This is a genomic window from Sphingomonas sp. KC8 (assembly GCF_002151445.1).
Classification (GTDB): domain Bacteria; phylum Pseudomonadota; class Alphaproteobacteria; order Sphingomonadales; family Sphingomonadaceae; genus Sphingomonas_E.
On the sequence record NZ_CP016306.1, the window covers coordinates 2,640,562 to 2,660,670 of the forward strand.

Annotated in this window: 25 protein-coding genes; 15 read left to right on the forward strand and 10 right to left on the reverse strand. The window is 64.2% G+C overall.

Annotated elements, in window-relative coordinates:
- Positions 1-3: 3 nt before the first annotated feature.
- Both KC8_RS12455 and KC8_RS12460 read left to right on the forward strand, forming a co-directional pair.
- A complete protein-coding gene (locus KC8_RS12455; protein WP_010123123.1) occupies positions 4-699 on the forward strand; it encodes a dienelactone hydrolase family protein in 696 nt (231 codons plus the stop codon).
- Positions 696-1,676 carry a quinone oxidoreductase family protein gene (locus KC8_RS12460; protein WP_010123122.1) on the forward strand — a complete coding sequence of 327 codons (981 nt, stop codon included), beginning with the start codon at positions 696-698 and terminating at the stop codon, positions 1,674-1,676. The genes KC8_RS12455 and KC8_RS12460 overlap by 4 nt, the downstream gene beginning before the upstream one ends.
- Before the next feature lie 42 nt (positions 1,677-1,718).
- On the opposite strand, the gene KC8_RS12465 is transcribed toward KC8_RS12460, so the two are convergent.
- The 4 genes from KC8_RS12465 to hemE form a co-directional block, all read right to left on the reverse strand.
- Positions 1,719-2,390, reverse strand: coding sequence for a TerC family protein (locus KC8_RS12465; protein ID WP_037494932.1), 672 nt, complete (start codon positions 2,388-2,390; stop codon positions 1,719-1,721).
- 181 nt (positions 2,391-2,571) lie between these two features.
- Positions 2,572-3,828, reverse strand: a complete 1,257-nt coding sequence (gene rho / locus KC8_RS12470; RefSeq protein ID WP_010123120.1) for a transcription termination factor Rho — start codon at positions 3,826-3,828, stop codon at positions 2,572-2,574.
- A 306-nt stretch (positions 3,829-4,134) separates the two neighbouring features.
- Positions 4,135-4,602, reverse strand: a complete 468-nt coding sequence (locus tag KC8_RS12475) for a CopD family protein (RefSeq protein ID WP_010123119.1) — start codon at positions 4,600-4,602, stop codon at positions 4,135-4,137.
- Positions 4,603-4,611: 9 nt separating this feature from the next.
- On the reverse strand, positions 4,612-5,670 hold the full coding sequence (gene hemE / locus KC8_RS12480) for a uroporphyrinogen decarboxylase (RefSeq protein WP_010123118.1): 1,059 nt from the start codon (positions 5,668-5,670) through the stop codon (positions 4,612-4,614).
- 314 nt (positions 5,671-5,984) lie between these two features.
- Here hemE and KC8_RS12485 point away from each other — a divergent pair, with 314 nt between their 5' ends.
- The 10 genes from KC8_RS12485 (at position 5,985) to KC8_RS12530 (ending at position 12,112) form a co-directional block, all read left to right on the forward strand.
- On the forward strand, positions 5,985-6,812 hold the full coding sequence (locus KC8_RS12485) for a pyruvate, water dikinase regulatory protein (RefSeq protein ID WP_010123116.1): 828 nt from the start codon (positions 5,985-5,987) through the stop codon (positions 6,810-6,812).
- The gene (locus tag KC8_RS12490; protein ID WP_010123114.1) at positions 6,809-7,405 is read left to right on the forward strand and encodes a Maf family protein; all 597 of its coding nucleotides are present in this window, start codon (positions 6,809-6,811) and stop codon (positions 7,403-7,405) included. The genes KC8_RS12485 and KC8_RS12490 overlap by 4 nt, the downstream gene beginning before the upstream one ends.
- Positions 7,402-8,253 (forward strand): shikimate dehydrogenase, encoded by an 852-nt coding sequence (gene aroE / locus KC8_RS12495; RefSeq protein WP_010123113.1) that lies wholly within the window; start codon positions 7,402-7,404, stop codon positions 8,251-8,253. Before KC8_RS12490 ends, aroE begins: the two co-directional genes overlap by 4 nt.
- On the forward strand, positions 8,250-8,837 hold the full coding sequence (gene coaE, locus KC8_RS12500; RefSeq protein WP_010123112.1) for a dephospho-CoA kinase: 588 nt from the start codon (positions 8,250-8,252) through the stop codon (positions 8,835-8,837). Before aroE ends, coaE begins: the two co-directional genes overlap by 4 nt.
- A gap of 18 nt (positions 8,838-8,855) precedes the next feature.
- Complete coding sequence (gene dnaQ / locus KC8_RS12505; RefSeq protein ID WP_010123110.1) at positions 8,856-9,560, forward strand: DNA polymerase III subunit epsilon; 705 nt, start codon at positions 8,856-8,858, stop codon at positions 9,558-9,560.
- Positions 9,561-9,647: 87 nt separating this feature from the next.
- Positions 9,648-10,235 (forward strand): ribosome hibernation-promoting factor, HPF/YfiA family, encoded by a 588-nt coding sequence (gene hpf, locus KC8_RS12510; RefSeq protein ID WP_010123109.1) that lies wholly within the window; start codon positions 9,648-9,650, stop codon positions 10,233-10,235.
- A 61-nt stretch (positions 10,236-10,296) separates the two neighbouring features.
- A complete protein-coding gene (locus KC8_RS12515) occupies positions 10,297-10,764 on the forward strand; it encodes a PTS sugar transporter subunit IIA (protein ID WP_029624207.1) in 468 nt (155 codons plus the stop codon).
- Positions 10,754-11,248, forward strand: coding sequence for a PaaI family thioesterase (locus KC8_RS12520; RefSeq protein WP_010123107.1), 495 nt, complete (start codon positions 10,754-10,756; stop codon positions 11,246-11,248). The genes KC8_RS12515 and KC8_RS12520 overlap by 11 nt, the downstream gene beginning before the upstream one ends.
- Complete coding sequence (locus KC8_RS12525; RefSeq protein WP_010123106.1) at positions 11,248-11,586, forward strand: DUF1491 family protein; 339 nt, start codon at positions 11,248-11,250, stop codon at positions 11,584-11,586. The genes KC8_RS12520 and KC8_RS12525 overlap by 1 nt, the downstream gene beginning before the upstream one ends.
- A 40-nt stretch (positions 11,587-11,626) precedes the next feature.
- Positions 11,627-12,112 carry an MmcB family DNA repair protein gene (locus tag KC8_RS12530; protein WP_010123105.1) on the forward strand — a complete coding sequence of 162 codons (486 nt, stop codon included), beginning with the start codon at positions 11,627-11,629 and terminating at the stop codon, positions 12,110-12,112.
- Positions 12,113-12,122: 10 nt separating this feature from the next.
- Here the strand turns inward: KC8_RS12530 and KC8_RS12535 are convergent, their stop codons facing one another.
- Positions 12,123-12,734 (reverse strand): ankyrin repeat domain-containing protein, encoded by a 612-nt coding sequence (locus KC8_RS12535; RefSeq protein WP_010123104.1) that lies wholly within the window; start codon positions 12,732-12,734, stop codon positions 12,123-12,125.
- Positions 12,735-12,810: 76 nt separating this feature from the next.
- Between KC8_RS12535 and KC8_RS12540 the strand changes: the two genes are divergently transcribed.
- The 3 genes from KC8_RS12540 to KC8_RS12550 are packed head-to-tail and all read left to right on the forward strand — an operon-like array spanning position 12,811 to position 14,514.
- A complete protein-coding gene (locus KC8_RS12540) occupies positions 12,811-13,389 on the forward strand; it encodes an SCO family protein (RefSeq protein WP_232455527.1) in 579 nt (192 codons plus the stop codon).
- A complete protein-coding gene (locus KC8_RS12545; protein ID WP_010123101.1) occupies positions 13,377-13,817 on the forward strand; it encodes a YcgN family cysteine cluster protein in 441 nt (146 codons plus the stop codon). The genes KC8_RS12540 and KC8_RS12545 overlap by 13 nt, the downstream gene beginning before the upstream one ends.
- A gap of 49 nt (positions 13,818-13,866) precedes the next feature.
- Positions 13,867-14,514: a M48 family metallopeptidase gene (locus KC8_RS12550; RefSeq protein WP_010123100.1), complete on the forward strand. Its 648-nt coding sequence runs from the start codon at positions 13,867-13,869 to the stop codon at positions 14,512-14,514.
- Here the strand turns inward: KC8_RS12550 and KC8_RS12555 are convergent.
- From KC8_RS12555 to KC8_RS12575, 5 genes are all read right to left on the reverse strand, one after another.
- Positions 14,490-16,481 (reverse strand): transglycosylase domain-containing protein, encoded by a 1,992-nt coding sequence (locus KC8_RS12555; protein ID WP_037494926.1) that lies wholly within the window; start codon positions 16,479-16,481, stop codon positions 14,490-14,492. The two genes, KC8_RS12550 and KC8_RS12555, sit on opposite strands and share 25 nt — an antisense overlap.
- A gap of 140 nt (positions 16,482-16,621) precedes the next feature.
- Entirely contained in the window at positions 16,622-17,020 is a 399-nt protein-coding gene (gene msrB / locus KC8_RS12560; RefSeq protein WP_010123098.1) for a peptide-methionine (R)-S-oxide reductase MsrB, read from the reverse strand.
- Between the two features lie 32 nt (positions 17,021-17,052).
- Positions 17,053-18,153 (reverse strand): NAD(P)/FAD-dependent oxidoreductase, encoded by a 1,101-nt coding sequence (locus tag KC8_RS12565; protein ID WP_010123097.1) that lies wholly within the window; start codon positions 18,151-18,153, stop codon positions 17,053-17,055.
- Entirely contained in the window at positions 18,132-18,836 is a 705-nt protein-coding gene (locus tag KC8_RS12570; RefSeq protein ID WP_010123096.1) for a methyltransferase domain-containing protein, read from the reverse strand. The genes KC8_RS12565 and KC8_RS12570 overlap by 22 nt, the downstream gene beginning before the upstream one ends.
- Positions 18,837-18,920: 84 nt before the next feature.
- Complete coding sequence (locus KC8_RS12575; protein WP_232455529.1) at positions 18,921-19,994, reverse strand: type III polyketide synthase; 1,074 nt, start codon at positions 19,992-19,994, stop codon at positions 18,921-18,923.
- Between the last annotated feature and the right edge of the window lie 115 nt (positions 19,995-20,109).

Below are 20,109 nucleotides of genomic sequence, written 5' to 3' on the forward strand. Positions count from 1 at the left end.
TCGATGGGAAATACGATCGCGATCACCGCGCTGGACGGCAGCGGCAATTTCAATGCCTATGTGGCCGAACCCGCCGGAGGCAACGCCAAGGCAGCGATCATCGTGATCCAGGAGGTGTTCGGCATCAACGCGGGCATTCGCGATAAATGCGATAGCCTGGCAAAGGATGGCTACCTGGCAATCGCACCCGATCTGTTCTGGCGGCTGGAACCGGGTATCGAACTGGATCCGGATACGCAGTTGCAACAGGCGCTCGATCTGTTCCCCAAGTTCGACCAGCAAAAGGGCATCGAGGATATCGAAGCAACGATCCGCGCTGCCCGCGCGCTGGTCAATGGCGGCAAGGTCGGCGCGGTGGGTTACTGCCTCGGCGGAAGGCTGGCCTATATGGCGGCCGCACGCACCGATATCGATGCCAGCGTCGGTTATTACGGTGTCGGTATTGACGGGCTGCTGGGTGAAAGCCACGCGATCGCCCGCCCGTTGATGCTGCATATCCCGACCAGTGACGGCTTCGTCCCGCCGGCCGCGCAAAAGGCGATGCATGACGGGCTTGATAGCCATCCGCGCGTGACGCTGCACGATTATGAAGGGCTGGATCATGGCTTTGCCACCCAGTTCGGCAAGCGCCGGGACGAAGCCGCTGCCACGCTGGCCGATGGGCGCAGCAGCGCCTTCTTCGCCGAGCATCTGGTATGAACACGGCGTGGCGGATGATCGTTCGCCAAACCGGCGGACCGGAGGTAATCGAACGCGAGGATATCGCGCTGCCCACCCCCGGCCCCGGTGAAGCGCGCATCCGCCACGCCGCCATCGGCGTCAATTTCATCGACACCTATCATCGCGAAGGCCTGTACCCCCTGCCCTTGCCAGCCGGTTTGGGCACGGAGGCTGCCGGAACGGTTGATGCCGTCGGCGATGGCGTCGACCCGACATGGATCGGCCGCCGGGTTGCGTATGTCGCGCAGATGCCCGGCACCTACGCCACACATGGCGTCAGCCTTGCCGACCGGCTATATCCGTTGCCCGACGCCATTGGTGCAGATGTCGCCGCGGCGGTTCTGCTCAAGGGGCTGACCGCGTGGATGCTGGTGGAACGCTGTGCGCATGTCAGGCCGGGCCAGACGGTGCTGGTCCACGCAGCCGCCGGTGGCGTGGGATCGTTGCTGGTCCCCTGGCTGAATGCGGTAGGCGCAACGGTGATCGCCCATGCCGGCAGCCCGGCCAAAGCGGAGCGCGCCAAAGCGGCCGGTGCGGCTTATGCCCTGCATTGCGGTTTCGATACACTGGCCAGCGAGGTCCGCGCCATCACCGATGGACGAGGCGCCGACGCCATACTCGACGGGGTGGGTGCGGATAGCTGGGCCGCGTCGCTCGCCAGCGTCGCCAAACGCGGCATCCTCGTCACCTATGGCAATGCGTCGGGACCGGTGCCCCCGGTTTCGCCGCTGGATCTGCTGCGCGCGGGTTCGATCTTTCTGACCCGGCCGACCATGTTCGATTATCTTGAGGATCAGGCCGAACGCCGCATCGCCGGTGAACGGCTGTTCGCGCTGATCGCCGATGGCATAATCCAGCCCGCGATCGGCCAGCATTTCCCACTGAGCGATGCAGCCGCGGCGCACCGTGCGCTGGAATCCCGCGCTACGACGGGATCGACAATCCTGCTACCCTGATCCCGGTGCTGACCGGTCGCGGGTAAGACCCCGCACCCGGCTTTAACCGAACAGGTGCATCACGCCGACAGACGGATCGACCCAACCGTCATAAATCATCTTGCCGGCGACATAAACGATGACCACCAGGCCGACATACGCGATCCAGCGATACCGTTCGATATAACGGGCGATGAAATTGGCAGCGACGCCCATCAAGGCAACCGACAGGATCAGGCCGACGATCAGAATGCCGGGGTGGTCACGCGCCGCGCCGGCTACCGCAAGGACATTATCCAGGCTCATGCTGACATCGGCTACGGCCACGGCCCATGCAGCCCCGGCGAAACTCTTGGCCGACGGCACGCCCGAATGCTCGTCCCCGGCAATTTCGGGCGATCCCGCGCTCCCGCCGGCCGGGTGCAGTTCGCGGTACATCTTCCACGACACCCACAAAAGCAACAGGCCGCCGGCGAATATCAGGCCGACAATCTGCATGAGCTGGGTCACGACAAGCGCGAAGGCGATCCGCAGGACGAGCGCGGCAACGATGCCGATCATGATCACCTTGCGGCGCTGATCGGCCGGCAATCCGGCGGCCAGGGCGCCCACCACGATCGCATTGTCGCCGGCCAGCATGATATCGATCATCAGCACCTGGCCGAATGCGGCCAGTGCGGCGGGCGATCCGATATTGGAAAAATCGGCGACGATGTGCTGCCAAAGTTCGAGCATGGACCTTACCTTGAACGCTGTTCCCAGCCGCCGGACGATTTCCAGCCGGATCGCCACAATGTAGCCAAGTGAAGGCGCTGTCGCCTACCGCCTTTGCAAGCAGCACGGCCGCGACATGATATGTTGCATTTCAACCCCCTCCCCATCCGCCACACCGGCCGCCGGAGGAGCTGAGATTCGCTTACTGATTCATGGAATCGAAGAAATCCTCATTGGTCTTCGAATCCTTCATCTTGTCGAGCAGGAATTCCATCGCGTCGATCGTGCCCATCTGCATGAGGATGCGGCGCAGGACCCACATCTTCGACAGCTTGCCCTTGTCGACGAGCAATTCTTCCTTGCGCGTGCCCGACTTGCCGACGTCCATCGCCGGGAAGATGCGCTTGTCCGCGACCTTGCGATCGAGCACGATTTCGGAATTGCCGGTGCCCTTGAATTCTTCGAAGATCACTTCGTCCATGCGGCTGCCGGTATCGATCAGCGCGGTGGCGATGATCGACAGCGAGCCGCCTTCTTCGATGTTGCGGGCCGCGCCGAAGAAACGCTTGGGCCGCTGCAGCGCATTGGCGTCGACACCGCCGGTCAGCACCTTGCCCGATGAGGGGACGACGGTGTTGTAGGCGCGGCCAAGCCGGGTGATGCTGTCGAGCAGGATCACCACGTCCTTCTTGTGTTCGACAAGGCGCTTGGCCTTTTCGATCACCATTTCAGCGACCTGGACGTGGCGCTGCGCGGGTTCGTCGAAGGTGGAGGAGATGACCTCGCCCTTCACCGACCGCTGCATGTCGGTCACTTCCTCGGGCCGCTCATCGATCAGCAGCACGATCAGGAACACTTCGGGATGGTTATCGGTGATCGCCTTGGCGATATTCTGCAGCAGAACCGTCTTACCGACGCGCGGCGGCGCCACTATCAGCGCGCGCTGGCCCTTGCCCTGCGGCGCCACGATATCGATGACGCGGGCCGACTTGTCCTTGACGGTCGGATCCTGTGGATCGAGCGTCAGCTTCTGTTCGGGGTAAAGCGGCGTGAGATTGTCGAAATTGACGCGATGGCGGACGACATCGGGATCATCGAAATTGACCGAAACCAGCCGGGTCAGCGCGAAATAGCGTTCGCCATCCTTGGGTCCGCGGATTTCGCCTTCCACCGTATCGCCGGTGCGCAAACCGAATTTGCGGACCTGATTGGGCGAAATGTAGATATCGTCAGGACCGGCGAGATAATTCGCTTCGGGGCTGCGCAGAAAGCCGAAGCCATCCGGCAACACCTCGATCGTGCCGAGGCCCATAATCTGTTCGCCATTCTCCGCCTGAACCTTGAGAATCGCGAACATCAGGTCCTGCTTGCGCAAGGTCGACGCGCCTTCGACACCGAGTTCTTCGGCCATGGCGACCAGTTCGGCGGGAGTTTTCTTCTTCAGGTCTTTGAGATGCATCGGATATTCCCGGGCGGAAAAAGCGGCAGAAAGCGCGCGGTGCGGCGATGTAATCAGGAGATCGGCCTAGCACGGACGGCAAGCCTCTGTTCCGCGCGGTACGCATGCCACCGACTCAAGTCAAGCAGAGCGGGCATCTGATTTCCTTGCCCGGGGCAGAAGGATCACGCGAAACCGGGCCAAAAGACGACACGCCGGATAGTCCGCGCAACCCTAACACCAGCAGAAATCACGGAATCCACGCCCAGCCCGATGTCGATCGGGCCTGACGGATAGCATCGGAGGGAGAAACGCGGGCAAAGACCGTCAGAAGGGCCGGACGATCACCAGGATGACGATAATCGCCGTGGCGATGCCGGGAACCTCGTTCATGATCCTCAGCGGCTTGTCGCTCACCGGGCGGAAGCCCCGCGCCATCCGCTTCGAATAGCCCACCGCCCAGCCATGATAAGCGGACAGAGCGAAGACGGCGGCAAATTTGGCGTGAAACCAGCCCTCGCTGAAGGCGCCGACATTCACCGCAAGCATCAACCCGATCACCCAGACAATGATCATCGCGGGATTGATGATGATCTTGCGCAGCCGGTCTTCACGGTGAATCCACAGGCGATCTTCAGCCGAACCCGGCGGCACCGGCTGATGATAAACCAGAAAGCGCGGCAGCATGAACAATCCCGCCATCCAGAAGATGACGAAAATGATATGGGCAGCCTTCACCCATGGATAGGCGGCGCCCAGAAAGCCGATACCGGGAAGCACGCTCGCGAAGTCCATGATATCGCTCTAGCGCGCCCGAAGCAGTTCGAGCAAGCGTTCGACATGTGCGATCGGCGCATCGGGCAAAATGCCATGGCCCAGGTTGAACACATGCGGCCGGGCCGGGAATGCGGCGCGAATATCGGTCACCGCGCTTTCCAACGCTTCACCGCCGGTGATCAACGCCAACGGATCGAGATTGCCCTGGACGGGCAAACCTTCCGGCAAGCTTGCATCGGCCCAGCGCGGATCAACGGTTTCATCCAGTCCGAGCGCATCCACGCGGGTTTCGCGGGCATAAGCGGGGAGCTTGCCCCCTGCCCCCTTCGGAAAGCCGATGATGGGCGTATCCGGATGGCGCGTGCGCAGCCGATCGACGATCGTCACCGTAGGCGCGATGACCCAGCGTTCGAACTGCGCGGGCGAAAGACTGCCGGCCCAGCTGTCGAACAACTGGATCGCATCGACGCCCGCGGCGATCTGCCCCGAGAGATAATCCACCGTCGCTGTCACGATCGCATCCACGATCGCCTGGAACGCCACCGGATCACGATAGGCCAGCCGCCGGGCCTCCGCCTGTTCCCGGCTGCCCTGCCCCGCCACCATGTAGGTCGCCACGGTCCAGGGCGATCCGGCAAAGCCCAGGAGGGTGGTTTGCGCCGGCAATTGGGCGCGCACCTGGCGCACCGTTTCGAATACCGGGCTTAACCGTTCGGGAACCGCCGTCAGATCGGCCAGCGCGTGATCGACCAGCTTGGGCGCGAGGCGTGGCCCCTCCCCGGTTTCGAACCACAGATCCTGTCCCAGCGCGTGCGGGATGACGAGGATATCCGAAAACAGGATGGCTCCGTCGAAGCCAAAACGGTGGATCGGCTGGAGCGTTACCTCAGCCGCGGCCGCGCTATCGTGGACGAGTTCGAGAAACCCCCCCTTTTCAGCCCGTAGCGCGCGATATTCCGGCAGATAGCGACCGGCCTGGCGCATCAGCCAGACGGGCGGAGGATCACGTCGTTCGCCGCGCAGGACGGCCAGCAGCGGACGGTCCGTCTGATTGGCGGGAACGCTCTGGGCCGAAGATTCACGCACTATAACTATCCAATCTTATGATTCTTAAGGAATCTGTAGAGGTAAGTAGGGGGTGGGCAAATCGGGGTTTATTCGCTGGCCCCATTCTTGCCAACAGCTTGACTCATTGAGTCAGCCAACAGGGCCTCAGAGTCGTTGAATCGCTCCCCGTTATCAACAGGCTGTGGATTGTGCCGGGTGGCTGTGGAAAATTCGCTGAATCGAGTCAGAATCACGGGTGTTGAATCCCCCGCTTGAATCCATGCCCAGATTGACGCTAGCGCCACCCTCATGGTTTTCCACAGGTCTATGCCCAAATCGCCGCGGCGGGTCCGATGATCCGCCTGCACCTTCATCTCCTGTCCGATTCCACCGGCGAGACGCTGGAAAATATCGCCAAGGCCGGGCTAGCCCAGTTCGATGGGGTGGAGACGATCAAGCATTTCTGGCCGATGGTGCGATCCGAAGGCCATCTTGATCGGGTGTTGGTCGAAATCGCCCAGCGCCCCGGCCTCGTCATTTTCACGCTCGTCAATCTGGAGGTGCGCCAGCGGCTGGAAACGCGTTGCCATGCGTTGGGGTTACCGACGGTTTCAGCGCTAGATCCGGTGATCGAGGCGCTGTCGCGCCTGCTGGGCCAGGAAGCAAAGGCACGCCCCGGTCGCCAGCACATGCTGGATGCTGCTTATTTCGCGCGGGTCGAAGCAATCCAGTTCACCATCGCCCATGATGACGGCATTGCCGCCGAAGATTGGGAGGAAGCCGATGTCGTCTTGGCCGGCGTTTCGCGATCATCGAAAACGCCGACGTCGATCTACCTCGCCAATCGCGGCTATAAGGTTGCCAATATCCCGCTGGTGCCGGAAGCTCCGCCGCCTTCCTCGCTGTTCCGGCTGAAACAGCCGCTGGTGGTGGGGCTGACCACCAGCCCCGACCGGCTGGTTCAGGTGCGGCGAAATCGGCTGCTTTCGCTCAACCAAAGCCCGGAAACGGCGTATGTCGATCAGGAAGCGGTAGCCGCCGAACTTGCCTTTGCCCGACGCATCTTTTCGGACAATGGCTGGCCGGTGATCGATGTGACGCGCCGTTCGATCGAGGAAACGGCGGCGGCGATCATCAATCTGGTCAACGAACGGCGCAAGCCCGAGGAGAATGACGCGTGAAACTGGTGCTGGCCTCGCAATCCGCGGCGCGGCGCGCAATGCTGTCCGCCGCCGGTGTGCCACATGACGCCATGGCGCCGGGGGTGGATGAGGATGCAGCCAAGGCTGCGCTCAAGGCGGATAGCAATGATGCGCGGCGGATGGCCGATGCGCTGGCCGAACTGAAGGCGATCAAATTGTCGCGTCGCTTTCCGCAGGATCTGGTGCTGGGGTGCGATCAAACCCTGTCCTGCGACGATGGCACAATGTTCGACAAGCCGGTAAATCGGGCAGATGCCGCAGACCAGCTGCGCGCCTTGCGCGGGGCGACCCACCGGCTGACCAGCGCGGCGGTGATCTGTCATGGCGGCGCACCGGTGTGGCGGCACGTGGATGTCGCGAAACTCACGATGCGCGCCTTTTCGGATGCCTGGCTTGAAACCTATCTCGACGCCGAATGGCCGGCTATCGCAGGCTGCGTGGGCGGATATCGGCTGGAAGGGCTTGGCGCCCAGCTGTTCAGCCGGATCGACGGAAGCCATTTCACCATTCTTGGCCTGCCCTTGCTGCCCTTGCTCGATTATCTGCGTGTCCGTGGAGTGCTAGGTTCGTGACCGTCCCTTATGCCGAAGTGATCGGCGATCCGATCGCCCATTCGAAATCACCGCTGATCCACGGATTCTGGCTGGCGAAACTTGGCCTTGCTGGCGAGTACGGGAAAACCCATGTGCGCGGACCCGAACTGGAAGATTTCCTTGCAACCCGAAGGACCGATGGGAGTTGGCGCGGCTGCAACGTGACCGTGCCGCACAAACAGGCAGTGATGCCGTTCGTCGACAGGATCGATCCGGTGGCGGCGAAAATCGGCGCGGTGAACACCATTGTTGCGACCGGTGACGGGCTGGTGGGCCATAATACCGACGCGGCTGGATTTCTTGAGCCGCTGCGCGGCTTGTTGGCCGAACCGCATTATTACCGGATGGCCCGGATCATGGGCGCCGGGGGAGCGGCGAAAGCCGTCGCCCACGCACTGGCGGGTGAAGGGTTCACGATCGTGATCGCCGCGCGCAATCCGGACCAGGCCGCCGCCTTATGTGCCGAGATCGACGGGGTTGATACCCATGTCGCGACGCTCGACAGTTTCGGCGCGCCGCTGGATTTCGATTGGGGTGATCGATCGGGGGTGCTGGATCTGTTCGTCAACGCCACTTCGCTTGGCATGATCGGATCGCCACCGCTGGCCGTGGATTTCAGCAACGTTCCGCCCGACGCGGTGGTATATGATATCGTATATGCGCCGCTGGAAACCGCATTGCTGGGTGAGGCGCGCAAGCGCGGCCTGCGGGCGGTGGATGGGCTGGACATGCTGATCGGGCAGGCCGCCGAAGCATTTTGCCTGTTCTTTGGTCAGCCGGCGCCGCGTACGTATGACGCCGAATTGCGGGCCTTGCTCACGGCATGAAGATATTGGGCCTCACCGGATCGATCGGCATGGGAAAATCCACCGTCGCCGCGATGTTCCGCGCGCAGGGCGTGCCGGTGTTCGATGCCGATGCCGAAGTCCATCGGCTGCAAGGTCCGGGAAGCCCCCTGCTGCCGGAAATCGAGGCGCTGCATCCTGGCACCACCAGTCCGGAAACGGGCGTGGATCGGGCAGCCCTGCGTCAGGCGGTGTGGGGTGATGATGTCGCCCTCGCCCGGCTTGAAGCATTGATCTACCCGGCCCTGCATGAAGTACGAAAACGCTTCATGCGGCGCCATCGCGCGCGGCCGCTGGTCGTGCTCGACATCCCATTGCTGTTCGAAAAGGGCGGCTGGCGCAAAGTGGATGCGATCGCGGTGGTGTCCGCGCCGGCCTGGATCCAGCGGCGTCGCGTGATGGCGCGGCCGGGCATGACGGCTAAGCGGCTGGCACATATCCTGTCGCTTCAGACGCCCGATGCGGAAAAACGCCGCCGGGCCGATTTCGTGATCGAAACCGGCCGCATAAAGAATGTCACGCGGATGCAAGTTTTGCGTGTCATCGCTTGCTTCATACGGCGCTGAGGCCGATAAACGACTCACATGCGTGAGATCGTCTTCGATACCGAAACAACCGGCCTTAGCCCCAAGGATGGGCACCGCCTCGTCGAGATCGGCTGTGTCGAACTCGTGAACCGGGTTGAAACGGGACGCACCCATCACGTCTATTTCAATCCCAACCGTTCGATGCCCAGCGAAGCCGAAGCGGTGCACGGACTGTCGGCGATATTCCTGTCCGACAAGCCCAGTTTCGCCGATGAAGCCGGGGCGTTGCTGGATTTCATCGGTGATGCGCCGCTGGTCGCGCACAACGCCACGTTCGACTTCACCTTCCTCAACGCCGAGCTGGAACAGTGCGGCTTGGAAACGATCAGCCTGACGCGGATGATCGATACCCTGGCGATCGCGCGGCAACGCCACCCCGGCGCGAAGCATTCGCTGGATGCCTTGTGCAGCCGCTATGGCATCGATCGCAGCCATCGTGTGAAGCATGGCGCGTTGCTGGACGCGCAACTGCTTTCGCAACTTTATGTCGAACTCACCGGTGGCAGGCAGATCGGCCTGTCGCTGAGGAGCGAGCCGGCGGCCGAAACGCCGTCGGACATGTGCGCCACCACCAATCCGGGATGGCGCACATCACGCCCGGTGCGAACTCCCAGACCGCACATGGCCAGCGAGGAGGAACTGCTTCGTCACAAAGCATTTATCGCCAAGCTGGCCGACCCGTTGTGGGATAGCACGGCGTAGTCCGGTTGACCGGGTACGCGACCGGGCCTAAGGCCGCGACCGCTCCGACCCCTGGTGCGGTTGCACAATCAAATCGGAGGTGAAGCCATGGAAATCCGCGTTTCGGGTCATCAGGTCGATACCGGCGATGCGCTGCGGGCGCATGTCGACGAACGGCTACAGGGCATCGCCGACAAATATTTCCAACGCAGTCTTTCGGCCCAGGTGACCTTCGGCAAGGGACCGCACGACAATGGGTTCTCGTGCGATATCGTTGCGCATGTGATGCAGGGCGTGATCCTAAAAGGATCGGGCCATGGGATGGAGGCGCACCCGTCGTTCGATCAGGCGGCGGACCGCATCGAAACGCAGCTGCGCCGGTACAAGCGCCGGCTGAAGGATCGGCACAGTTCGGGGTCGGGCGCCGTCAACGGCGTCGAATATGACGCCGGATACACCGTCTTCGGCGCCGGCGCGCATGAAGAGGACGAGATTCCGGTTGCCGATAACCCGGTGATCATCGCGGAAACCCGGGTCGACGTTCCCGAAGCGAGCGTATCCGACGCGGTGATGATGCTCGATCTGCGCAACACCACCGCGCTTTTGTTCCGCAACAGCGGGACCGGGGCATACAACATGGTCTATCGTCGCACCGACGGTTCGATCGGCTGGGTAGAGCCGCAGCGCGCGGCCTGAACGGGAATTTGGCGAAAACGTGAATTACGACGCGAAAGGATCCGCCGGCATGATCCGGGCGATGGACGATCTCAGCGATCTTCTGTCGCCTGGTTCGGTGTTTGCCGGGTTGGCGGTTCCGAACAAGAAATCGCTTTTCCAGCAACTGGCGGCGATTGCCGCCAAATCTGCAGCGCTCGACGCCAAAATGGTGGTCGAGCGTCTTGCGGAGCGCGAGCGGCTGGGATCGACCGGTTTCGGTGGCGGCGTTGCGATCCCGCACGGCAAGATTGACGGGCTGGATCGCGTCGTCGGGGTCTTCGCCCGGCTGGCCGCGCCGATCGATTTTGCCGCGATCGACGACATGCCCGTCGATCTCGTCTTCCTGCTATTGTCGCCGCCTGATGCAGGGGTGGAGCATCTGAAGGCGCTGGCGCGGGTCAGCCGTCGCCTGCGCGACCGCAATTTCGTGGCCAAGCTGCGGGGCGCCGGATCGGAAGACGCGCTCTATGCCTTGTTCGCCAGCGGCGAAACGCGCGATGCCGCCTGAAGAGGACATTGCGGGGCGACCGGAACAGCATCCCGGCGAAGCGCATTTTCGTGCGTTGGAATCGCTCTATGCGGCAGCCCCGATCAACCAGCTCTTTCCATCCCGGCTGGAGATCAGCGAGCCGGGTTTTGCGCGGATCCGTTTCACGGTTGACAGCCGTGTGCACCATGCGGCGGCCGCCGCGCATGGGACGATCTATTTCAAGATGCTCGACGATGCCGCATTCTATGCGGCGAACAGCCTGGTCGGCGAACATTTCCTGCTGACGACCGCGTTCAACCTGTTCTTCACCCGCCCGATCGAGGATGGCGAGGTGATTGCCGAAGGCCGCTGGATCAGCGGCCGGCGTCGCGTGATGGTGGCGGAAGCCCGATTGATCGACGCGGATGGCGAGGAAGCGGCACGCGGCACCGGCACGTTCATGCGATCGCGGATCCCGCTGGCTGATCTGCCGGGCTATCTGCGCCCGGACATGCCATCCTGATGACGGCGCGGCTGGCTGCCGGCCTGTTCGTATCCGCGCTTATCCGCCGGATGGAAGCGGCCGGGGGCGGCGGCATGGTGCTGGCCAAGGGGGACGCAACATCGGGGGCGATACTTCTGATCATTGCCGACCGGGGCGAAACCCGCGCGGTGCTCGAACGCACACTCGACGAGCGTGGGCTTTATCATTGGACGCCGACGGGGCCGGCCGACCCTGATCAGCCAGGCGCGCTGCCCGAATATATCGCCAGGCGTCGTCGTTTCGATCCAGATCTGTGGGTGCTCGAACTGGACGGTGCGGAGGCGGCGCGGATCGCCGACGAGATGGCCGCGGCATAGCCCGACTTTTATTCGTTCCTATCTTGTTCTAGGGTCGGAAATGACTGCGGTCACCGACCCTGACTTTGACGATGTTCCGCTGCTTGCCCGCGATGTTGCCCGTGGCGTGTCGCGTCTGCTGTATCGACGGGACAGTTATGCGCTGTGCGAGTTGCCGCTGGGCAATGGCCGCCGCGCTGATTTGCTGGCGATCGACGCCAAAGGCGACATCACCATCATCGAAATCAAGGTATCACGCGCAGATCTGCGCGGTGACGGCAAATGGCCTGACTATCTGGACTATTGTGACCGTTTTTTCTGGGCGGTGCCGCAGGGATTCGATCTCGGTGCGTTCGAAGAACCCCGGTTTCGTCCAGAAATTGCCGGGCTGATCATCGCCGATCGCTATGATGCCGCCATTGTCCGCGAAGCGGCGCACCGCCCGATGCCGCCGGCCCGACGCAAAGCCGAAACATTGCGCTTCGCCCGGCGCGGGGCCTTGCGCATGCTGGGCGCGCTGGACCCCGGCCTGATCGATATCGGGTGACTATGCGGCCTTAGAATACCGGCCCGGCAACGGTGGCCTTGGGTTTCACCGTCTTGGCGTCATCGATCATCTTGACGATCATTTCCGAACGGCCATCGCGCGCGGCATAATCGCGCGCGGACATGCCGGCGATACGATCGGGCTGGCGGGAATTGGCGCCGGCGGCGAGCAGGATGCGAACCGATGGAATATCGCGCGCCTGAACCGCCAGGATCAGCGGGGTTTCCCCCCGGCTATTCGCGCCGTTCACATCGGCCTTCTTGTCGATCAGCACCTGGATGCCATCGGCGAAGCGCAACTGGGCCGCCGTCAGCATCGGCGTATTGCCTTCGCTATCGCGCAAATTGGGGTTCGCGCCCTTGGCCAGCAAAAAGCTCAACCATTGCGCATCGCGGCGCTTGATAACGATGTGCAACCCGCTTTCCCCGGTGGAAAAGTCGCGGGTGTTGATGATCGTCGCGCCGGGCTTTTCCATCATTTCGGTGACGACGGCGCCGTCCTTGTCGCGCACGGCCTTGAGGAACTTGTAAGAATCCGAAAATTGCGCCGAGGCGGGCGTGGTTGCCAGCAGCATCGCCATCGCCGCGGCGATCCAGCGCCCCGAAAGGCCGAAATTCCGCATATCCATCAATCCACCTACTCCGTCGAACGCGACCGACTTGCACTCCGCCCAATAGCAAAGCATGGCTGGCCTTGCCATGAACAAAGCCATTCTGACCGCCCTCCTCCCCCTCCTCCTCGTCGCCTGCCAGGCCGCGCCGGATGAAGCGCCGCTGGCCGGCGCGAAGATGGGCGGCCCCTTCACCCTGACCGGCCAGACCGGTGCGAAGGTGAGCGATACGCAATTCGCGGGGCAATATCGGCTGATCTATTTCGGCTACAGCTTCTGCCCGGATGTCTGCCCCGTAGACCTGCAAAAGCTGATGCAGGGCATGAAGCTGCTCGAAAAGCAGGATCCGGCGAAGGCCAAAACGATCCAGCCGATCTTCATCACCATCGATCCGGCGCGCGATACCCCGGCGGTGCTGAAGCAATATGTGGCCGCGTTCCACCCACGCCTGATCGGGCTGACCGGCAGTGAGGCGGAAATTGCCGCCGTCGCCAAGGAATATGCGATATATTACCGCAAGGCGGACGGCGGCACGCCCGATGCCTATCTGGTCGATCATGCGCGTCAGGCAACGTTGTACGGGCCGAAGGGCGAACCGATTGCCCTGATCCCGCAGGATGGCACGCCTGAGGAGATCGCGGCGGAGCTGGCGAAATGGGTGCGGTGAAGCCCTTCTGGGAAACGACCCCCCTGGACAAGATGAGCCGGGCAGAATGGGAATCGCTGTGTGATGGCTGTGGCAAATGCTGCGTCCACAAGCTTGAAGACGACGATACCGGCGAACTTTATCCCACCAATATTGCCTGTCGCCTGCTCGATCGGCGCAGTGGCCAGTGCAGCGATTACAAACATCGCCACGCTTATGTGCCCGAATGCGTTCGCCTGACACCGGTGAAACTGCGCCAGATCGACTGGCTGCCGACAACCTGCGCCTACCGCCTGATCGACGAAGGCCGCCCGCTTCCCGAATGGCATCACCTTGTTTGCGGCGATCGCGAAGCGGTGCATCGCGCTGGTCAGTCGGTTCGCGGCTGGACGGTTTCCGAGAGCGAAGCGGGCGAGTTCGAGAATCATATTGTCGACCGGATCCTCTGATCCGGTTTTCACCGGCGGCGGACGAACACGACGGCTGACCGTGCGGCGCATGACGCAGGCAAAGGCGTTGCGCCTCGCGGTCGATCCGCGCGATGGCACGGTGCGGCTGACGATGCCCAAGCGGGCGGCGCTGCGCCATGCGCTCGACTGGGTGGAATCGAAACGCGGCTGGATCGAGGCGGCCCTGGCCCGGTTGCCCGAAGGGGCGTTGCTGGTGCCCGGTGGCGAGGCCCCGTTCGAAGGGCGGATGCGCCGGATCGACTGGCAGGAAGGGGCGCCGCGCGCCGTTCGGCTGGACGAGGATCGGTTCGTGCTGGGTGGCCCGCGCGATACGGTGGCCGCTCGGCTGCTGCGCTGGATGCGCGCCGAAGCCCTGGTGCGGCTTGACGCGGAAACGCGGGCGGTGGCGGATCGTGCCGGGGTTACGGTTGCGGGCGTCGCGGTGGGCGATCCGCGCGCGCGCTGGGGCAGTTGTTCGTCATCCGGCGATATCCGCTACAGCTGGCGGCTGGTGCTTGCCCCGGTCGCCGTGCGCGAGGCGACGGTCGCGCATGAAGTGGCGCACCGGCTGCACATGGACCATAGCCCGGCCTTTCACGCGGCGGTCCATCGGCTGCTCGGCCGCGATCCCGCGCCCGAACGGGCGTGGCTGCGCACCCATGGCGCGGCGCTTTACTGGTTGGGGCGAGAGGGCTGAGGCTGGCGTTCGGGGCGCTGGTTGCGGCCCAGCGCGCTATCGAGCCAGCGATCGTCCAACCGTTCGCCCGGCGCTTCCGGCGCTGGCGCATCGGCCGGGGCGGTATCCGCATCGGGTGCGGGTTCCGTCGCAACGGGCATACCGTTTTCATCGACAAAGCCTTCGGTCGGTTCGCCATAATAGGCCTCGGCGTCCGGCTCGAGCTGCCATTCGGGCAGGGTGACTTCGGTGTCGAACTTCTCGATCGGGCGATTGGCGACGGCGGTCTTCATGAAATCGCGGAAGGCTGTGGCCGGTGCCCGGCCACCCTGCAGGCCGCCGACGGCCTTGGCATCGTCGCGGCCCATCCACACACCGGTGGTGATCCCGCTCGAAAAACCGAGGAACCAGCCATCCTTGTTCGATGATGTCGTGCCGGTCTTGCCCGCCACCGGCCGGCCGATCTGCGCTGCGCGCGCGGTGCCGGTGTTGACCGCGGTCTGGAGCAGATCGGTCATCTGGGCTGCGACATAGGGCGCCACCAGCACGCGCTGATCATCGGGCTGATGTTCGTAGAGGATTTCGCCCTGCCCGGTCGTCACCTTGACGATACCGTAGGGGACGACCGCAATGCCCTTGCGGCTGACGGCGGCGAAGGCGCGGGTCATGTCGATCAGGCGGACGTCGGACGTGCCGAGCACCATGGACGGATGCGTGTTGACCGGGGTGGTGATGCCAAAGCGACGCGCCATATCGGCGACGGTGGAAAAGCCCACTTCCTGGCCGAGCTTGGCTGCCACGGTATTGATCGAGAAGGCGAACGCGGTGCGGATATCGATCTCGCCGGAAAAGCGGCGGCTGGAATTGCGCGGGCTCCACCCGGCGATGTTAATCGGTTCATCGACCACCATATCCTGCGGCGTGTGGCCGTTTTCCAGCGCGGCGAGATAGACGAACAGCTTGAACGCCGAACCCGGTTGGCGGACCGCCTGCGTCGCGCGGTTGTAGATCGACGACACATAATCCTTGCCGCCGACCATGGCGCGTACCGCACCATCCTGATCGAGCGACACCAGCGCGCCCTGCAATCCTTCGGGGGTGTTCGCGCGGATCGCCGCGTCGGCGGCGGCCTGCATCTTCAGATCAAGCGTTGTCCACACGTCGATCGGCTGGGTCGTTTCTTCGACGATCGTATCGAGCTGGGCGAGCGCCCAATCGGTGAAATAACGCACGCTGTTCTGGCGCGGCTCGGGCGCGAGCTTGACGTTGATGGGGTTGGCTTCCGCCATCTCGCCGGGCGTGATCATGCCCTGTTCGCGCATCAGGCCAAGCACGACCGATGCCCGGCCGATCGCGGCCTCTGCATCGGCGGTGGGCGAATAATTGGATGGCGCCTTGACCAGGCCGGCGATGATCGCGGCTTCGCCCAGGCTCAGCTCGCTGCCGGGATGGCCGAAGAATTTGCGGCTGGCTGCGTCGATGCCATACGCCCCGCCGCCGAAATAGACGCGGTTGAGATAGAGTTCGAGAATCTCGTTCTTCGAAAATTTGCGCTCCATCGCCAGCGCAAGAATCCATTCGCGGAACTTGCGGCCGAAGGTGCGGGTGTTGGTGAGGAAGATGTTGCGCGCCAGCTGCTGGGTGATCGTCGATCCCCCCTGCACCCAGCGGCCGCGTTCGACCCGTACCATCACCGAACGCACCAGCGCGATCGGATCGACGCCGGGGTGCATGCGGAAACGGCGATCTTCCGTCGCGACCATCGCATCCTTCATCGGCTGCGGGATGCGATCGAACGGGATCCACTGGCCGTAGCTTGGCCCGAGCGAGACGATCACCGTGCCGTCGGCGGCGTGGACGCGGATCATCTGCCCGTTGGGCGACGATTGCAGTTCCTGATAGCTGGGCAGCGTCGATCGCGCGATCAGTACCGCGACGATCAAGGCGGCGAACGCCGCCAATCCCGCGAACAGGCCATATTTGGCCATCTTCACGGTTGCGCCCCACACTGGGCCTCTTTTGGGTCGGGGACGCTTGGCTGCCATTGGTGGATCGGGGGATTAGTGCGTTCGCCGCCGCGCCACAAGCGGGGACGCGGCCAACGGATGCAAAACCCCCGGTATGCCGGTCAGTCGCCCCGGCCCTTGAAGTCGAGCGATACGCTGTTCATGCAGTAGCGCAGGCCTTCGGGGCCTGGCCCGTCGGGGAAGACATGGCCGAGATGGCCGTCGCATTTCGCGCAGCGGACCTCCACCCGGCGCATGCCATGGCTGACGTCGGCATGCTCCGTCACCGCGGCTGCGCTGAACGGGTGGGTGAAGCTGGGCCAGCCGCTGCCCGAATCATATTTGGCGTCGCTGTCGAACAGCACCGCGCCGCACCCGGCGCAGCGGTACAGGCCGGGCGCCTTGTTATCGGCATAGATGCCGCTGAACGCGCGTTCGGTGCCGGCTTCGCGCAGCACATGATATTGTTCGGCGGTGAGGCGCTTGCGCCATTCCTGCTCGGATAGATCGAGTCGTTCCATGATCGGAAATGTGGGTCGCGGCCGGGCTGTGGTCAATGGCTGATACGGGTTAGCCGGACGGCGATGGCCATCACGCCCGGCAGGGCGGCGGCGCGCACGAGGAGGGTGCGATGGCGATGTTCGGCGAGCGAACGGATCGCCCCGGCGATGGCGAGCGGGCGGCGGGCGCGGGTGGCGAAGGCGCTGGCGTGGCGGGCCGGAGTTTCGCCCGCCCGCCAGGCGGCGGCGGCGGCGCGGCCGCTGGCGATGGCGATGGCGATGCCGTCGCCAGCGAGCGAGGCGATGACGGCGGCCTGATCGCCGACGCGGTAGAGTGTCTCGTTGAGGCCGGACGCGCACCAATTATAGGGAATGTTGGAAACGGCTTGCCAATCGGCGATGGCCGCAGCGGCGGCAAGGCGGCGGGCGAGATGGGGGGATTCGGCGATGAGGGCGGCCGTGAGGGCTGTTGGATTGCCGCCCGATTCCAACAGGCGCGAGCGGGCGACCGACAGGCAGAGATTGGCCGAGCCATCATCCTGCAACAGCAACCCGGCATAGCCGCGATCGAAGGCGTGGAGTTCGATCACGCCGGTGAGCGCGGCGGCCAGCGCCGGGGTGGGGGCCAGGCGGGTGCGCAGGCCGACGGCGGGATCTGCGCCCAGCGCATCGCGGGGCCGCGCCGCGCCGCGCAGATCATGCTTGCCGGTGGCGAGGAAGATCGCATCGGCGCCCATGGTGGCGCCATCGTCGAGACGGATGACGCCATGACGGCCATCGCCTGGATCAAGCGCGCGCGCGGCGCGGCCGATTTCGACGATCGCCCCCGATTCAACCGCGCGGGCGCGCAGGGCGGCATCGAGCGTGACCCGCGACAGGCCGGCGGCGGCGAAGGGCAGGGCGGATTCGGCGATGCGCGTGCCGACGCACAAGCGGACCCGCTGGATCGGCCGCGCGCCCAGCGCGGCCGTATCGATACCCAGCGCCGCCAATTCGGTGATCGCGTCATGGCCAAGGAAGCCGCCACAGACGATCTGCTGTGGCGCGGTGTGCCGTTCGATCAGCAGCGGCCGAACGCCGGTTTTGGCCAGCGCGATGGCCACGGCACAACCGGCGGGCCCGCCGCCGACGATCAGCGCGTCCGTTCGACGCATAACCGGAAGGGGAAATGGCGGACGATCCGCGCGGATCGGGCGGCCGGCCCGATGCCGGCGCCGTCCAGAATCGCCCGCCAATCATCGCGGCGGAACGCGCGCGCGATCGACAGGCGGCCATCATGCGCGACGATCGGATGCCAGCGCATCATAGCGGCCAGCAGCGGGAATCCGGCATATGCGAAGCGGTGGCGGTGGAGATCGTTGACCATCCAGCCGACCGCCGCCTCGGTTTCCATGAAGCGCAGGAAAGCGGCAAGCTGCGCATCGGTCATATGATGGGCGACAAGGCTGCTGACGATGACATCGAAGCCACCACCGGCCAGCGCGGCATAATCGCCGGTGCGGTAATCGATCGGCATGTCCGCCGGGGTGGCGGCACGGGCGGCGGGCGCGCTGTTGGGGTTGAGATCGACCCCGACCAGATCGGCGGTGACGCCATGACGGTTCGCCCAGCGGGCAATGTGGCGCAGCATATCGCCCTGGCCGTAACCGACATCGAGCAGGCGGACATGGCGCCGGCCGGCCAGCGCGCGGGCCAGAAAGTGAATCGTTGGCCGGGCGGCCATGGTGACGCGATTCACCTGCGCCAGATCGGCCAGAACCGCCGCATATTCGGCGGGCGGGAGCGCGGGATCGTCCATCTGTTCGTCTTCGCGCGATCGGATGGCGAGCGAGATCATGCCGGATGGCCGATGGGTGATTCATTGCGGACGGCTGGGGTTATGGATCCCCGCCTTCGCGGGGATGGCGGGGTGGGGCCTGATTCATCGGGCCGGCCCGAATCCGAATCCTTCGGCGGCCAAACCGGGGCCGAAGGCGAGCGCAACGCCATCGCCGGTGATGCCGGTGGCCAGCATATCGGCCAGCACGAACATCAAGGTGGCCGACGACATGTTGCCGAACTGGGCCAGCACCGAACGCGAGGCGGCGAGCGAGGCGGACGGCAGGCCAAGGCCATGTTCCACGGCATCGAGGATCGAGCGACCCCCGGCATGAACCGCCCAGTTGCCGATGGCGGCGGGATCGCGTTCGCCGGTGAGGATGGCGCGGAAATCCCGATCGGCGAGCGCATGGCCGATCCGGCCGGGCACTTCGCCCGACAAATGCATGGCAAAGCCCTGATCGCCGATCCGCCAGCGGATCAGTTCGTCGGTGCCGGGCAGGGTGGCGGCAAAAAATCGATCGAGGCCAAGGCCGGGGCCATCGGCCGTCACCAATGCCGCCGCCGCGCCATCGCCGAACTGAAGCATCGCCAGCAAGGGTTCGAGCGCGGTATCGGGCTGGAGGTGAAGCGTCGACAATTCCACCGTCACCACCAGCACGCGGGCGGCAGGATCGGAGCGGACGATGTGGCGGGCGACGCGGAGCGCCGAGACGGCGGCATAGCAGCCCATGAAGCCGACAAGCGTGCGTTCGACCGCGCCACCAAGCCGCAGCCGGGCCGCGATGATCTGATCGATGCCGGGCGCGACAAAGCCGGTGCAACTGGCGACGACGAGATGGGTGATGCCTTCGATCGGCGTCTTTTCGGCCAAAGCCGCGATCGCATCGAGCGCGAGGGCGGGGGCGGCCTGCGCATATCGATCCATACGCGCGCCGGTGAGGGGCAGGGTTTCGCCGGCATAGAAGCCGCCGGGTTCGATCGGCGATCCGCCACCATCGGCGCGCGGCAGCACCGACCAGCGGTGCTGGATGCCGCACCGCTGGGCCATGCGCTGAAACAGCGCGCGATCCCGATCGGATATGCGGGTTTCGGCCCAGTCCTGAAAGGCGGCGTGGATGTCGTGATCGGGGGCGGCGGTGCCGATGGCATTGATGCGGACGCGTGGTCGATCCAAGGGCGGCATCCCGGTTGCGCACCGCCCGGAAAAGGCGGCAATGCGGATGACACTATCGGTCGATAGGACGGATAAGGCAATCAAGTGAATGGAGTCGCGCAAAGCGACCGGGTGG